This is a genomic window from Roseateles sp. SL47 (genome assembly GCF_026625885.1).
GTDB lineage: Bacteria > Pseudomonadota > Gammaproteobacteria > Burkholderiales > Burkholderiaceae_C > Roseateles.
Genome location: NZ_CP113068.1, coordinates 4,659,632 through 4,674,260 on the forward strand (window position 1 = coordinate 4,659,632; position 14,629 = coordinate 4,674,260).

The following is a 14,629-nucleotide window of genomic DNA, read 5'->3' on the forward strand; positions in this document are numbered from 1 at the left end:
CTGGGCGACAATCCACCCGGTGAGCTCCACCCCAACTTCTCATCCTTCATCTCCGCGTCCATCCCCGCATTCATCTCCGCAGCCCGCAGACCGCTCCCCCCACACAGAGGACCGCGCCCTGACGCTGCTGGAGCAGTTGATCGCGCGTCCGTCGGTAACGCCGAATGACGCCGGCTGCCTGGCCCTGATCGGTGATCGGCTGGCGGCGCTGGGCTTCACGCTGGAGCGGATGGACAGCGGCCCGGCCGACTTCCATGTCCACAACCTGTGGGCGGTGAAAAACGGCCGCCAGCCGGACGGCCCGCGACTGGTGTTTGCCGGCCACACCGATGTGGTGCCCACGGGCGAACTGGCCCGCTGGACCAGCGACCCCTTCGTGCCTACCGTGCGGGACGGCCGCCTGTATGGCCGCGGCGCCGCCGACATGAAAACCTCGCTGGCCGCCATGGTGGTGGCCGCCGAGGACTTCGTGGCGGCGCATCCGGACCATGCCGGCAGCATCGCCTTCCTGCTCACCAGTGACGAAGAAGGCCCTGCCCGCGATGGCACCGTGGTCTGCGTAGAGCGGCTGCGTGAACGGGGCGAACGGCTGGATTTCTGCATCGTGGGTGAACCGACGTCGGTGGAACAGCTGGGCGATACCGTCAAGAACGGCCGCCGGGGCTCCTTGTCCGGGCGCCTGCGGGTGATCGGCATCCAGGGCCATGTGGCTTATCCGCACTTGGCCCGCAACCCCGTCCATCAGGCCGCCCCGGCCCTGGCCGCGCTGGCCGGCATGACCTGGGATGCCGGCAATGCCTACTTCCCGCCCACCACCTTCCAGATGTCCAATATCCAGGCCGGCACCGGTGCCGGCAATGTGATCCCTGGTGAGATGGTGGTGGATTTCAATTTCCGCTTCTCCACCGAGTCCACCCCGCAGGGTCTGCGTGACCGCGTGCATGCCCTGCTGGACGACCACGGCCTGGAGTACCAGCTCGACTGGACCTTGTCCGGCGAGCCTTTCCTGACCCCCGTGGGCAGCCTTTCGGCTGCCATCAGCGCCGCCATCACCGAGGAAACTGGCGTCACCACGGAACTCTCCACCACCGGCGGCACCTCGGATGGCCGCTTCATTGCGCGCGTCTGCCCGCAGGTGGTGGAATTCGGACCGCTCAATGCGAGCATCCACAAGATCAACGAATATGTGCCGCTGGATCAGATCGCCCCGTTGGCGCGCATCTACCGCCGCACCCTGGAGCATTTGCTGCTGTGACGCTGCTGGAATTGATTGAGGCCCAGGCCGCCCGCCTCCACGAGGCGGGCGTTTCATTTGGGCATGGCACCACCAACGCCTTTGACGAGGCCGCGTGGCTGGTGATGTGGAAACTGGAGATCCCGCTGGAGACCCTGGACGACCATGCGGAAGATCCGGTGGATGACATCGGCATTGAAGCGGTGCAAGCACTGGTGCAGGAACGGATCGTCAGCCGCAAGCCGGCCGCGTATCTGACCCGCGAAGCCTGGCTGCAGGGCGTGCCGTTCTACGTGGATGAACGCGCCATCGTGCCGCGCAGCTTCATTGCCGAACTGATCGCCGATGCCACCATCGATGCGTGGTTGTCCGACCAGACCGTGCGTGTGCTGGACCTGTGCACCGGCAACGGCAGCCTGGCCGTGCTGGCAGCCATGGCCTGGCCGGACGTGCAGGTGGATGCCATCGACCTGAGCGAGGACGCGCTGGCCGTGGCCCGCATCAATGTCGGCCGGCATGCCTTGAGCGACCGCATCCGGCTGCTGCAGGGCGACGGACTGGCCCCCGCCGACGGCGCCTATGACCTCATCCTGTGCAACCCGCCCTATGTGAACAGCGCCTCGATGCAGGCCCTGCCACCGGAATATCAGGCCGAGCCTGCGCTGGCCTTGGCCGGCGGCACCGACGGCATGGACTTCATCCGCCAGTTGCTGGCGCGTGCGCCCGAGCACCTGACCGAGCACGGCGTACTGGTGCTGGAAATCGGCAACGAGCGCGAGTTCTTCGAAGCGGCCTTCCCCACCCTGGCTGCGGCCTGGCTGGACACCTCCGCAGGCGAGGACCAGGTGCTGCTGCTCACCCGTGACGCACTGGTGGCCGCCCGATGATCACACTTCGCAACATCACGCTGCGCCGCGGCACGAAGGTCGTGCTGGACGACGCCAGCGTCACCCTGCAACCCGGCGAAAAGGTCGGCCTGGTGGGACGCAACGGGGCAGGCAAGTCCAGCCTGTTTGCCTTGCTGACCGACCGTCTGCACAGCGACAAGGGCGACGTCGAAATCCCCCGCCAGTGGGCCGTGGGTGAAGTGGCCCAGAACATGCCGGAAACCGACATGCCGGCCACCGAATTCGTGCTGGAGGGCGACACCCGCCTGATGGCCGCACGCGCGGCCTTGCAGAAGGCTGAAGACGAGGACGATGGCCACGCCATTGCCGAAGCCCATGGCCTGCTGATGGATGCCGGCGCCTTTGACGCCCCCGCCCGTGCGCAGGCCCTGCTGATGGGCCTGGGCTTCAAGGGGGCGCAGGTGGATGCGCCGGTGAACAGCTTCTCGGGCGGCTGGCGCATGCGCCTGCAACTGGCCCGTGCGCTGATGTGCCCGGCCGACCTGATGCTGCTGGACGAGCCGACCAACCACTTGGACCTGGACGCCCTGGTCTGGTTGGAAGCCTGGCTGCAGCGGTATGACGGCACGCTGATCGTCATCAGCCACGACCGCGAATTCCTGGACGCGATCACCAAGGTCACGCTGCATCTGGACGAAGCCAAGCTGCATCGGTACGGTGGCAACTACACCGCCTTCGAAGCGATGCGGGCCGAGCGGATGGTGCTGCAGCAGGCAGCGTTCGAGAAGCAGCAGGACCGCATGGCCCATCTGCAGAAATTCATCGATCGCTTCAAGGCCAAGGCCAGCAAGGCCAAGCAGGCCCAGAGCCGGGTGAAGGCGCTGGAGCGCATGGAACGTCTCGCGCCGGTGCTGACGTCGGCGGATTTCAGCTTCTCGTTCCGCGAGCCGCTCAGCCTGCCCAACCCGATGCTGATGTTTGATCAGGTCGCCGTGGGCTATCTCACGCCCGGCGCGCCGGAAGGTGACCAGAAAGTCATCGTGCGGGGTGTGGACCGGTCGGTGCTGGCCGGCCAGCGTTTCGGCATCCTGGGCGCCAACGGTCAGGGCAAGTCGACGCTGGTGAAGACCATCGCGCGCATGCAGCCCTCGCTGGGCGGCACCATCACCGAAGGCAAGGGCCTTTCCATCGGCTACTTCGCCCAGCAGGAAATGGATGTGCTGCGGCCCGACGAAGGTCCGCTGCAGCACATGGTGCGTCTGGCCAAGGAGGTGAGCCCGTCGGCACGGGAGCAGGAGCTGCGCGACTTCCTGGGGCAGTTCCGCTTTGTCGGGGACATGGTCAACCAGGCGGTGGGCAGTCTTTCCGGCGGGGAAAAAGCGCGCCTGGTGCTGGCCATGCTGGTGTGGCAACGCCCCAATCTGCTGCTGCTGGACGAACCGACCAACCATTTGGATCTCCAGACCCGTGAAGCGCTGTCGATGGCGCTCAACGAGTTCGAAGGCACGGTGATGCTGGTCAGCCATGACCGCGCGCTGCTGCGCGAGGTCTGCGACGAGTTCTGGCTGGTGGCCGACGGCAAGGTCGCGCCATTTGACGGCGATCTGGACGACTATCAGCGGTGGCTGCTCGAGCAGTCCAAGGAAGCCGCCCGGCAGGCGAAGGAACTGGCCAAGCGGGACAAGGCGTCGGCAGGGCTCTCGACCTCGTCGGGCTCCGGCGGCGCTGCAACGGCGGCGACGGCGTCGGCTGTTGCGGCCTCCGCTGCCTCGGCTCCGGCCCCCGTGGCTGCGCCCGCACCTGTGGCGGCTGCGCCCGCCCCCATCGCTTCCCGCGAGGACCGCAAGGCCGCCGGGCAGGCCCGGCAGCGCGTGGCGGAACAGACCCGGCCATTGCGCAAGGAAATGGAGCAGATCGACACCCGGCTCCAGGCACTGCATGGAGAACGCAATCGGCTGGAAGCGGAACTGGCAACGGGGACCCTGTCTCCCATGCAGATCGCCGATGCCGGCAAACGTCTCAAAGCGATTGGTGACGAGGTCGAGGACAAGGAAATGCGCTGGCTGGAATTGAGCGAACAGGTGGACGCGCTGCAGTCAGCGAGTTGACCGTTTGATCGGTGACGCACCAGGGGCGGCCCCGCAGGGAGTCCGCCCTTTTAAAAACCACTTTGATTGTGTGCAATTGAATTGCGTACTACAGTAGCACCCATGTCGAACGCAGCCCATCCCAGCAACCCGTCCCTCACGGGCAGCCCAGCCGCTGAGGCTGCGGCCACGGATTGGCTGCGGCTGGACCAGCAACTCTGCTTTGCGCTCTACGCCAGCTCCCTGGCGATGACCAAGCTCTACAAGCCCTTGCTGTCCCCGCTGGGGCTGACCTATCCCCAATACCTGGTCATGCTGGTGTTGTGGGAGTCGGATGGCCTGGCCGTATCCGCCCTTGGGGAACGACTGGGCCTGGATTCCGGCACGCTCACGCCGCTGCTCAAGCGTCTGCAAACCCAGGGCCTGGTGGAACGCCGCCGCAGCGACAAGGACGAACGGCGGGTGGATATCCACCTGTCGGAGGCAGGCCGTTCCCTGCGTGCGCAGGCGGTCGGCATCCCTGAACAACTGGCTTGTGCCAGTGCCTGCAGCCTGGATGAGCTACAGACGCTGACACGGCAATTGCAAGATTTGCGGTCCAGTGTCCTGCACCATCTGGAGCAGGCCGACCGCACCCGTCCCCCGGGCTGAGCCCGGGCCTCTTCCACCCTCGTTTTTTTCAACCCCAATCAAGGAGCGCCACATGGCCATCGAGAAAGCCCTCTACACCGCCACCGCCACTGCCACCGGAGGCCGCGCCGGTACCGCCCAGTCGTCGGACGGCGCGCTGAAGCTGGACCTGTCCACGCCCAAGGAACTGGGTGGCGCGGGCGGCAACGGCACCAATCCGGAACAGCTGTTTGCAGCCGGTTATTCGGCCTGCTTCATCGGCGCGATGAAGGCCGTGTCGGCCCGCAACAAGGTGGCCCTGCCGGCCGAAGTCTCCATCACCAGCGACGTCTCCATCGGCCCGCACGCCAACAAGCCGGGTGCTTTTGGCATCGCCGTGGCCATGAAGATCTCGGTGCCGGGCATGGACCGCGCCGCGCTCGAAACCCTGGTGGCTCAAGCCCACGAGGTGTGCCCGTACTCGAACGCCACGCGTGGCAACATCGACGTCACCCTGACGGTGGTCTGATGAACGGGCGCGTGGCCGGTGCCGCCCTGGCGCACCGGCCACGCGACTGACAACGGGGCTGGCAACGGCTAGCGCCCTTCGGTGGATGGCTGTGGCCGCCAGCACCTGGCAGGACCTGGCAGGACCTGGCATTGCCTGGCAATGTCAGAGATTACCTGGCAGTGTCAGAGATTGCAGGGCGGTGACTGGCAGTGTCTGAGAGCGCCTGGCGGTGACCGCGATCGCCGATGAGCGTGCACCAGTCGCGTCCACCAGTCGCCACCAACACTAGCGACGCTGGAGCAATTCCAGCGTCAGCTCAATGCGGGCGGCCCACGGTGTGAGGGCGGCCCCTTTTTCTTCTGGGGCGCCCACGATGCGCCCCTGGGCACATCGGGTGGTGCGCCACACCGGCACCCCAGCCTGACGGAGTGCCTGGACGGGCCCATTCAGCGCCTGATGCACCGTGCCATTGCCGGTACAGGCCAGCACCACCCCCTGCACGCCGGCCTGATGCCAGGCCTCCAGGGCACGCGCCTGCGCGCCTGCATGACTGGCCAGCACTTCCACCCAGGGCCAGTCCGAAGCGTCTTGCGGCAAGGTCGAAGCGCCCAGGGCCACCCCTTGCGGCCAGTCCCGAAAGCGGCGCACGGCGCCCTCTTCCACCACGGCCAGCAGCCCGCTGTCGGGGCCGGGTTCGAAGGCATCGAGCCGGTAGGTGTGCGTCTTGCGCAGTTCGAGACCGTGCAAGACCTGACCCGCCACCACCGCCACCACCCCGCAGGCCCCCTCGGACTTGGCGACAGCAACGGCATCCAGCAAATTCTGCGGGCCATCCGCCTGCAAGGCCGTGGCGGGCCGCATGGCGGCGGTCAGCACCACCGGCTTTTGCGGAGACAACACCCGTTGCAGCAGATAGGCAGTTTCTTCCAGCGTGTCGGTGCCATGGGTGATCACGATGCCCCGCACCTCCGGCCGGTCCAGGTGGGCCTGGACCCGACGCGCCAGGCGCGCCCAGGTGCTCACATCCATGTCCTTGCTATCGAGCTGAGCCAGTTGCTCAGCTTCCAGCGATTCGGCCCTGAGCGCCGGCACGGCCGCCACCAGCGAGTCCACCGAGAGCTGCCCGGCCTTGTAGCCCACGTTGTCCGTGGCCGAAGCCGCGGCACCGGCGATGGTCCCGCCGGTACCGATGATGACAATTCGCTCAATGCGGCTTTGCAATTTGGCTTCTCCTGGATAAAAATACAGAGCACTGGATGGATACTCAGGTCAACCGTGAACACACCACCAAAACTCACCGCCCGCCAACAACAGATCTTTGACCTGGTCCGGCGCAGCATCGAGCGCACCGGCTCGCCACCCACCCGCGCGGAAATCGCACAGCAGCTGGGCTTTCGCTCGGCCAACGCGGCGGAAGAACATCTTCAGGCGCTGGCCCGCAAGGGCGTCATCGAACTGGTTGGCGGCACGGCTCGTGGCATTCGTCTGCCCTCGCCCGCCCTGAAGCAGGTCAATCAGGCGCGTGAACACAGCCAGTTCGCACTCCCCCTGGCCAGCCTCGCGCAGTTGACGCTTCCGCTGGTCGGCCGGGTGGCAGCAGGCGCGCCCATCCTGGCGGAGGAACATGTCGAGCAGCACTATAGCGTCGATCCCTCCACCTTCTCCCGCATGCCGGACTACCTGCTGCGTGTACGCGGCATGAGCATGAAAGACATTGGCATCATGGATGGCGACCTGCTTGCCGTGCAAAAGGCCAGTGAAGCCCGCAATGGTCAGATCGTGGTGGCCCGGTTGGGCGACGAGGTCACGGTGAAGCGCTTCCAGCGCCACGCGGGTGGTGTGCGTCTGCTGCCGGAGAACACAGAGTTTGAGCCCATCGAAGTCGCGGCGGGGGACGAGTCCTTTGCGCTGGAGGGCTTGGCGGTGGGCTTGATTCGGGCGCAGTTCAACTGAGTTCCCGGTGAGCTTTTGCCGACGTGATGCACTGAACGAATATCGCCCACGCATGTAGGCCTACACACCCTAAGGATGGCAGCGCTTCTGATAGCAGCGCTTCTAATGGCGGCCTTTCTGAGGGTGGCCCTGTGGACGGGCGGCATTGCGGATGGTGGCCTTGCGGAGGTGGCCGTACGCACGGTGGCCGTGCGGATGGCTTGCACACGGTCAGCTCCCTGGCGGCCAACTACCCCGACGCCAGCGAATTCGGCGGGCGTGCGATACGCACCTACAACACCCGGGTTCAACCGTGGATGGCGCGCCCGGCACAATAAAAAAGCACTTTGCGAACAAGCTTCGCGAAGTGCTTTTTTTGTTTTTGGAAACCAAGAGCGGGTGCCCACCTTGAGTATCGATCGTTGCCGTGGAGTGGCTTACGCGGGCGGGCGTGGTTTGCTCATCTTGCATCCATCAGTGCGCTGAAATGGGTAAGCGCCACACGGAGCCACCGAGGTATAGCAGCGCAGCTGCTTTGCAGAGGTGATTCCGACCCGCGCACCTTGAATGCTCAATATGCCGTGAGCATCGCTGCCGAAGCAAAAGCCGAGACCGCAACCGAAGCCAAAGCCAAATCGTGGTGAATCTCGCCCCCGGTATGCGATTCATGTCGGCCATTCAACTCCATCTGACATCGGTTATTCAGGTCCCCATTCAGTTCCCCAATCATATCCACCATCCATATCCACCATCCATATGCCCCATCCATATGCCCCATCGAGGTCGGTCCTCCATTTCCAACTCCGTCCATCCGGCCGTCGTAGAGATCCACTGACGCTCACGCAACGTCGGGAAACCTGAACGGGCGAAACCCAGCGTCCGTGGCAACCTTCCGCAACGCTGAATGCGATTGGACTCGCGAGGAGGCAACCGGTGAAGCTCCCTGGGTGATTCCAGCCCCTCTCTCGGAACCAGTTGTGGAGAGAGCGGTCCAAGAGAACCGGCCGAGCGGAACAGGCTCAGGACAAGAGGCCGACGGAGAGGGGCGACGGAGAGGGGCGACGAAAAGGGGTTGAGGAAAGAGGTATAGAAACGGTGTATAGAAAAAGGGAAAAAGGGGTTGGGGAAAGGAGTTGACGAAAGGAGTGTAGGAAAGGGTTTGAGGAAAGGGGCTGAGGAAGAGGCGGGACCAGGACGCAAGGCGAGCAAGAGCCGTCACGAAAATCGGACACGCCACCAGCGAGTCGCGCACGGTCGCGCAAAGTGGCACAAAACTGGCCGCAGAAAAACAAAAACCCCGCCAACTTGCGTTAGCGGGGTTTCAAATATTGGCGGAGTGGACGGGGCTCGAACCCGCGACCCCCGGCGTGACAGGCCGGTATTCTAACCAACTGAACTACCACTCCAGATTCAAGGCCGCTTATGGTGCCGTTCAGCACTGTTCTGTTGCCTCAATCCTTCGGACAAGTTGCGCCGCGAATGCAAAGACGCTCTGCGTCTTCACTTCACGAGCCAAGCCTTGTCAAACTTGGCGTCCCCTAGGGGATTCGAACCCCTGTTACAACCGTGAAAGGGTCGTGTCCTAGGCCTCTAGACGAAGGGGACTTAACTCTTTCTGTGCTACCGCTCTCGCGTCAGCCACCAAGAAAACTTGGTGGAGGTAAGCGGGATCGAACCGCTGACCTCTTGCATGCCATGCAAGCGCTCTCCCAGCTGAGCTATACCCCCAAATGCTTTCTCACAGTGCTTGCGCCCTGCTTCGCATCCGTGGACCAACTCGAGCCCAGTAGCAAAGATCAATTGTTGGCGGAGTGGACGGGGCTCGAACCCGCGACCCCCGGCGTGACAGGCCGGTATTCTAACCAACTGAACTACCACTCCAGATACGCCGATGATTTGTTTGCACTCATCATCATTGCATCAATTACTTCATACTACTTTCGCGGTACTTCGTAATATCTCTTCAACTCACTGCATTGCAATCGCACTGCAGTCAATTTCGACGTTTTCGTTACTATACCAGAGTTTTTGTTTGATTCTTTCGAACTATCGAATTCATCAGCAAATTCTTTGGTCAATAACCAAGCACATCAACTTGGCGTCCCCTAGGGGATTCGAACCCCTGTTACAACCGTGAAAGGGTCGTGTCCTAGGCCTCTAGACGAAGGGGACTAAACCTTCTTCTCTTGAACCGCGCGCCACCTAGAATTTGGTGGAGGTAAGCGGGATCGAACCGCTGACCTCTTGCATGCCATGCAAGCGCTCTCCCAGCTGAGCTATACCCCCTTTTGAGAACCTGAAGCACCAACAAACTGATGCTTCAAACTCCTAAACTCGGGCAACTCCATCAGAAACTTGATAATGGCGCCTCATGAAGACGCCACCGTATCGGGCCTAGATTCTATACTGAATTTTGCACTGCTTTTGAAAGCAGCATTCAGTTTTGAATCTCGCATCCGGGCTCATCCGGGCTACTTGTTTGTTGCTTGGCCTGCTTGGTTTTTGGCTTGTTTGACTGTTAGTAAAGTACTAGCTTGGCTAGACACTGAACTACCACTCAACACAACCGCTTTCCAAACATCCCCTCAACATACCCCGAACACATCAATCAGTTGTTTCTGATTTCGTTTCGCGCTGTTCAAGCGAGAACGAGAGTATAGAACGAGTTTTAAACGGAACGCAAGCGGTTCACCAAAATTTCTTTGTTGAAGAGTTCCAACACCGCATCGACTGACGGCGTCTGTGCACGACCGCACGCCAGTACACGCACTGGAATGGCCAGCTGCGGCATCTTCACGCCATGCGCCGTAATGGTTTCCTTGATGGCTGCGCTGATGGCGGCCTTGGTCCAATCCGCCTCCCCCAGCGCGTCCAGCTTGTCCGCCAGCGTGTGAATGGCGGGTTTGATCGCATCAGTGAGATGCGCGGCCTTGTCTTCTTCCGAAGGGGTCACCGGGGCCACATACATGGCCAACCAATCGGCCAGCGCCACGGTGGTGCTGCAACGGTCCTTGAACAGCGCGCACATGGCCGTCAGGCGGTCCGGCGCGGGCAAACCGCGCTTGGCCAGTTGGGCCGTCACCAGTTCGGCCAGACGAGCGTCATCGGCCTGCTTGATGTAATGGGCATTCACCCATTCCAGCTTGGCCGGGTCCCACTGGGCCGGGCTCTTGGAGATGTGCGTGCCGTCAAACCACTGCACCAGCTGGTCGCGGCTGAAGAGTTCGTCGTCGCCGTGGCTCCAGCCCAGGCGGGCCAGATAGTTCAGCATCGCTTCCGGCAGATAGCCATTTTCTTCATAGGCGGTGACGCTCACCGCGCCACGGCGCTTGGACAGCTTCAGGCCGTCATCACCCAGAATCACCGGGATGTGCCCGAATTGAGGCAGCGGCGCCCCCAGCGCGCGGAAGATGTTGATCTGCCACGGGGTGTTGTTGATGTGCTCATCACCACGGAAGACATGGGTGATCTTCATGTCCCAGTCGTCCACCACCACCGCAAAGTTGTAGGTGGGCACACCCAGGGCACCGGCACCCGCCTCTTCACCGGCCGGACGCATGATGATGAGGTCATCGATCTCGCGGTTGTTGATGGTGATCGGGCCCTTGACCAGGTCGTCCCAGGTCACATCACCGTCCAGCGGATTCTTGAAGCGCACCACCGGCTTCACACCGGCGGGCACTGCGGGCAAGGTCTTGCCCGGCTCCGGACGCCAACGGCCGTCGTAGCGAGTCTTTTCGCCACGGGCCTTCTGCGCTTCGCGCATCTCGTTCAGCTCCTCCGGCGTGCAGTAGCAGTAATACGCCGTACCCGCCTCCATCATCTGCTGCACCACCGCGTGGTAGCGCTCCAGGCGCTGCATTTGATAGATGGGGCCTTCGTCATAGCCCAGGCCCAGCCACTGCATCGAGGCCAGGATCTGCTCCACCGAGTCCTGCGTGGAACGGGCCACATCGGTGTCCTCGATGCGCAGCACAAACTGACCACCGTGATGGCGGGCATAGGCCCAGGAGAACAAGGCGGTCCGGGCAGTGCCCAGATGCAGGAAGCCCGTCGGCGACGGCGCGATGCGGGTGCGGATCACAGTGGATGTCATAGGGAATTCAGGCCTCGTGCCAGATCGGCCTTCAGGTCTTCAATGTCTTCCAGGCCGACCGCCACGCGGATCAGGCCTTGGGTAATGCCCGCCGACTGGCGCTGTCCCTCGGTGAGGCGACCATGCGAGGTGCTGGCGGGATGGGTGATGGTGGTTTTGGTGTCGCCCAAGTTGGCGGTGATGGAGCAGATGCGCGTGTGGTCAATGACGTGGAAGGCGGCCGCGCGGCCGCCGTCGTCGGCGCCCGGCTGGCTGCGCACCACAAACGACACCACTGCCCCGCCCTGCCCGCCTTGCTGGCGCATGGCCAGTTCATGCTGCGGATGGGACTTGAGCCCGGGGTAATACACCCGTTCCACACCCGGATGCGCCTCCAGCCAGCTGGCCAGTTGGGCCGCGCTGTCCGTCTGGGCCTTCATGCGGATGCCCAGGGTCTCCATGCCCTTCAGCACCACCCAGGCGTTGAACGGCGACAGGGACATGCCCACGCTGCGCATGACCGGTGTGAACACGTTGTCGATGTAATGCGCACTGGCGCAGATGGCGCCGGCAATCACCCGCCCCTGACCGTCCAGATATTTGGTGCCGGAATGGATGATGAAGTCCGCGCCCAGCCGCGCCGGTTGTTGCAGCGCGGGGGAAGCAAAGCAGTTGTCCACGGCCAGCAAGGCGCCATGGCCGTGCGCCAGTTCCGCCAGTGCCGCCACATCGCAGACTTCAGTCAGCGGATTGGTGGGCGTTTCAGCAAACAACAGCTGGGTGTTGGGTTGCAACGCGGCCTTCCATTCGGCGAGGTCGGTCTGCGACACAAAACTCACCTGCACCCCGAACTTGCCGAACTCACCCTGCAGCAGCTTGATGGTCGAGCCAAACACCGAGCGGGAACACACCACGTGGTCCCCGGCCTTGAGCAAGCCCATCACCAGCAGCATGATGGCCGCCATGCCCGACGCGGTGCCGATGCAGGCTTCCGTGCCCTCCAGCGCCGCCAGGCGGCGCTCCATCATCATGACGGTGGGATTGGAGAAGCGGCTGTAGACAAATGCCTCTTCCTCGTTGGCAAAACGACGGGCCGCCGTGGCGGCATCCGGATGCACAAACGAGCTGGTCAGGAACAAGGCTTCGGAGTTTTCACCCCAGGGCGTGGGTGGCAGGCCCTCGCGCACGGCCAGCGTGGCCAGCCGGGCATCTTCGGGCAGCGCCACGCGGGGGATGCCGCCCTTCTTCTGGTCCTTGGCTTCGCCGCTCACTGATCGCCCCCGCTTTGCAGCGCCAGACGGCTGCGGGCCGGCAGGTCATCTTCCTCGGCCTGCGACTTGCGCTGCGCCTGCATGGTGGCGAAGTCCTCCGCCGACACATCGCCGGTGATGTAGCGGCCGTCGAAGCAGGATGCCTCAAAGCCCTGCAGGCCCGGGCGCAGTTGCGCCACCACCCGCTTCATCGCGTCCACATCCTGATAGATCAGAGCATCAGCCCCGATGAACTGGCGAATCTCCTCGATCGAACGGCCATGGGCAATCAGCTCTTCCTTGGTCGGCATGTCAATGCCATACACATTGGGGAAGCGCACCGGCGGCGCAGCCGAAGCCAGGTAGACCTTGCGGGCACCGGCCTCGCGGGCCATCTGGACAATTTCCTTGGAGGTCGTGCCCCGCACGATGGAGTCATCCACCAACAGCACATTGCGGCCCTTGAATTCCAGGCCGATGGCGTTGAGCTTCTGGCGCACCGACTTCTTGCGGGTGGACTGCCCCGGCATGATGAAGGTCCGGCCCACATAGCGGTTCTTGACGAAGCCTTCACGATAGGGCTTGCCGATGCGGTGGGCCAGCTGCATGGCCGAAGGTCGGCTGGATTCCGGAATCGGGATCACCACATCGATTTCGGTCGGCGGGATGGTGGAGATCAGGCGCTGGGCCAGGGTCTCACCCATGTTCAGGCGGGCCTGGTACACCGAAATGCCGTCCATGACCGAGTCGGGACGTGCGAGATACACGAACTCGAACATGCAAGGGTTGAGCGTCGGGTTCTCGGCGCACTGCTGCGTGTGGATGGTGCCGTGGGTGTCGATGAACAGCGCTTCGCCGGGGGCGACATCGCGGGTCAGCTGATGGCCGGTGCCTTCCAGTGCCACGCTTTCGCTGGACACCATCACTTCGCCGTCGGCCGACTGGCCAAAACACAGCGGACGAATGCCGTAGGGGTCCCGGAAGGCCAGCAGGCCGTGGCCGGCGATCAGTGCGATCACGGCGTACGAGCCCTTGATGCGCTTGTGAACCGCGCTCACCGCCTTGAACACCGAGTCCGGTGTCAGCGGCAGTTCGCGGCCCGCCATCTCCAGCTCATGGGCCAGCACGTTGATCAACACCTCGGTATCACTCTCGGTGTTGATGTGGCGGCGGTCCACCTCAAAGAGTTGGTCCTTCAACGCATGGGCATTGGTCAGGTTGCCGTTGTGTACCAGCACGATGCCGTAGGGCGCATTGACGTAGAAGGGTTGGGCCTCTTCTTCGCTGTAGGCATTGCCGGCCGTGGGGTAACGAACCTGCCCCAGCCCCACATTGCCCGGCAGCCCGCGCATGTTGCGGGTGCGGAACACGTCCCGCACCATGCCGCGCGCCTTGTGCATGAAGCACTTCTTGCCCTGCATGGTGACGATGCCGGCCGCATCCTGCCCACGGTGCTGCAACAGCAGCAGCGCGTCATAAATGAGCTGGTTGACCGGCGCCTTGGAAATCACACCGACGATGCCACACATGCCTGATCCTTCAAATCACAGAGAACAATGGGGCCTGACCACTTGTGATGGTCAGGCCGGAATGGGAATGTAGTCATGCAGGGCCTGCGGCAACAGTGGCCGGACCTGCATCAAAGTGCCTTGCAGCCAGGGCGCAAGGCGGGATTCTGTCCAGGCCGGCGACCGAGCTGCCGGCGTCATACCCACGATGACGGCCACCAGCAGCCCCAGCAGCAGGCCTCGCACCACACCGAAGGCCGCGCCCCCGAGACGGTCCACGATGCTCAGCGGCGTGGCCTGGATGATGGCCCGCACCAGCTTGGCCCCCAGCCCCCACACCAGCAGCACCAGCAAAAACGCCAGCACCAGGCCCAACGCATGCAGCAAGGCCGGGGTCCATTTGTCCTGCGGCAGCAGATGCTCGATCCACGGCGCCACAAACGGGGCCGCCAGCCAGGCCACCAGCCAGCCCACGATGGTCATCACCTCAAACACCAGGCCGCGCCACACGCCCAACAGCACAGAGATGACCAGCATGGTCAGCAGTGCGAGGTCAACCCAGCCTGTCATCTTGA

The 14,629-nt window shown here is 63.4% G+C and carries 11 protein-coding genes and 6 tRNA genes; 6 read left to right on the forward strand and 11 right to left on the reverse strand.

The window, feature by feature from the left end; genetic code table 11:
- Positions 1 to 118: 118 nt before the first annotated feature.
- The 5 genes from dapE (at position 119) to OU995_RS20155 (ending at position 5,307) form a co-directional block, all read left to right on the forward strand.
- Positions 119 to 1,255: a succinyl-diaminopimelate desuccinylase gene (dapE, locus tag OU995_RS20135; RefSeq protein ID WP_267836313.1), complete on the forward strand. Its 1,137-nt coding sequence runs from the start codon at positions 119 to 121 to the stop codon at positions 1,253 to 1,255.
- Positions 1,252 to 2,121: a 50S ribosomal protein L3 N(5)-glutamine methyltransferase gene (gene prmB, locus OU995_RS20140; protein WP_267831879.1), complete on the forward strand. Its 870-nt coding sequence runs from the start codon at positions 1,252 to 1,254 to the stop codon at positions 2,119 to 2,121. The genes dapE and prmB overlap by 4 nt, the downstream gene beginning before the upstream one ends.
- Positions 2,118 to 4,190 (forward strand): ABC-F family ATP-binding cassette domain-containing protein, encoded by a 2,073-nt coding sequence (locus OU995_RS20145; protein ID WP_267831881.1) that lies wholly within the window; start codon positions 2,118 to 2,120, stop codon positions 4,188 to 4,190. Before prmB ends, OU995_RS20145 begins: the two co-directional genes overlap by 4 nt.
- A 102-nt stretch (positions 4,191 to 4,292) precedes the next feature.
- Positions 4,293 to 4,820 carry a MarR family winged helix-turn-helix transcriptional regulator gene (locus OU995_RS20150; protein ID WP_267831884.1) on the forward strand — a complete coding sequence of 176 codons (528 nt, stop codon included), beginning with the start codon at positions 4,293 to 4,295 and terminating at the stop codon, positions 4,818 to 4,820.
- Positions 4,821 to 4,872: 52 nt separating this feature from the next.
- The gene (locus tag OU995_RS20155) at positions 4,873 to 5,307 is read left to right on the forward strand and encodes an organic hydroperoxide resistance protein (protein ID WP_267831885.1); all 435 of its coding nucleotides are present in this window, start codon (positions 4,873 to 4,875) and stop codon (positions 5,305 to 5,307) included.
- Positions 5,308 to 5,574: 267 nt separating this feature from the next.
- Here OU995_RS20155 and OU995_RS20160 read toward each other — a convergent pair whose 3' ends face one another.
- Positions 5,575 to 6,510 carry an asparaginase gene (locus OU995_RS20160; RefSeq protein WP_267831887.1) on the reverse strand — a complete coding sequence of 312 codons (936 nt, stop codon included), beginning with the start codon at positions 6,508 to 6,510 and terminating at the stop codon, positions 5,575 to 5,577.
- Positions 6,511 to 6,564: 54 nt separating this feature from the next.
- Between OU995_RS20160 and lexA the strand changes: the two genes are divergently transcribed.
- Positions 6,565 to 7,242 (forward strand): transcriptional repressor LexA, encoded by a 678-nt coding sequence (gene lexA / locus OU995_RS20165; protein ID WP_267831890.1) that lies wholly within the window; start codon positions 6,565 to 6,567, stop codon positions 7,240 to 7,242.
- A 1,308-nt stretch (positions 7,243 to 8,550) separates the two neighbouring features.
- Here lexA and OU995_RS20170 read toward each other — a convergent pair.
- The 10 genes from OU995_RS20170 to OU995_RS20215 form a co-directional block, all read right to left on the reverse strand.
- Positions 8,551 to 8,627: transfer RNA gene (locus OU995_RS20170), tRNA-Asp, on the reverse strand.
- A 123-nt stretch (positions 8,628 to 8,750) separates the two neighbouring features.
- Positions 8,751 to 8,826: transfer RNA gene (locus tag OU995_RS20175), tRNA-Glu, on the reverse strand.
- 47 nt (positions 8,827 to 8,873) lie between these two features.
- Positions 8,874 to 8,949: transfer RNA gene (locus tag OU995_RS20180), tRNA-Ala, on the reverse strand.
- Positions 8,950 to 9,025: 76 nt separating this feature from the next.
- A tRNA-Asp gene (locus OU995_RS20185) sits at positions 9,026 to 9,102 on the reverse strand.
- Positions 9,103 to 9,317: 215 nt separating this feature from the next.
- Positions 9,318 to 9,393, reverse strand: a tRNA-Glu gene (locus OU995_RS20190).
- A 38-nt stretch (positions 9,394 to 9,431) separates the two neighbouring features.
- Positions 9,432 to 9,507: transfer RNA gene (locus tag OU995_RS20195), tRNA-Ala, on the reverse strand.
- Positions 9,508 to 9,889: 382 nt separating this feature from the next.
- A complete protein-coding gene (gene gltX, locus OU995_RS20200; protein ID WP_267831891.1) occupies positions 9,890 to 11,317 on the reverse strand; it encodes a glutamate--tRNA ligase in 1,428 nt (475 codons plus the stop codon).
- Positions 11,314 to 12,567 (reverse strand): O-succinylhomoserine sulfhydrylase, encoded by a 1,254-nt coding sequence (locus tag OU995_RS20205; protein WP_420714746.1) that lies wholly within the window; start codon positions 12,565 to 12,567, stop codon positions 11,314 to 11,316. Before OU995_RS20205 ends, gltX begins: the two co-directional genes overlap by 4 nt.
- On the reverse strand, positions 12,564 to 14,075 hold the full coding sequence (gene purF, locus OU995_RS20210) for an amidophosphoribosyltransferase (RefSeq protein WP_267831892.1): 1,512 nt from the start codon (positions 14,073 to 14,075) through the stop codon (positions 12,564 to 12,566). Before purF ends, OU995_RS20205 begins: the two co-directional genes overlap by 4 nt.
- A 51-nt stretch (positions 14,076 to 14,126) precedes the next feature.
- A complete protein-coding gene (locus tag OU995_RS20215) occupies positions 14,127 to 14,624 on the reverse strand; it encodes a CvpA family protein (protein ID WP_267831894.1) in 498 nt (165 codons plus the stop codon).
- Between the last annotated feature and the right edge of the window lie 5 nt (positions 14,625 to 14,629).

Coding starts and splice junctions, on each gene's coding strand:
- gltX (WP_267831891.1), bottom strand. CDS start 11,317: ATGACATCCACTGTGATCCGCACCCGCATCGCGCCGTCGCCGACGGGC.
- OU995_RS20155 (WP_267831885.1), top strand. CDS start 4,873: ATGGCCATCGAGAAAGCCCTCTACACCGCCACCGCCACTGCCACCGGA.
- OU995_RS20150 (WP_267831884.1), top strand. CDS start 4,293: ATGTCGAACGCAGCCCATCCCAGCAACCCGTCCCTCACGGGCAGCCCA.
- OU995_RS20145 (WP_267831881.1), top strand. CDS start 2,118: ATGATCACACTTCGCAACATCACGCTGCGCCGCGGCACGAAGGTCGTG.
- purF (WP_267831892.1), bottom strand. CDS start 14,075: ATGTGTGGCATCGTCGGTGTGATTTCCAAGGCGCCGGTCAACCAGCTC.
- OU995_RS20215 (WP_267831894.1), bottom strand. CDS start 14,624: ATGACAGGCTGGGTTGACCTCGCACTGCTGACCATGCTGGTCATCTCT.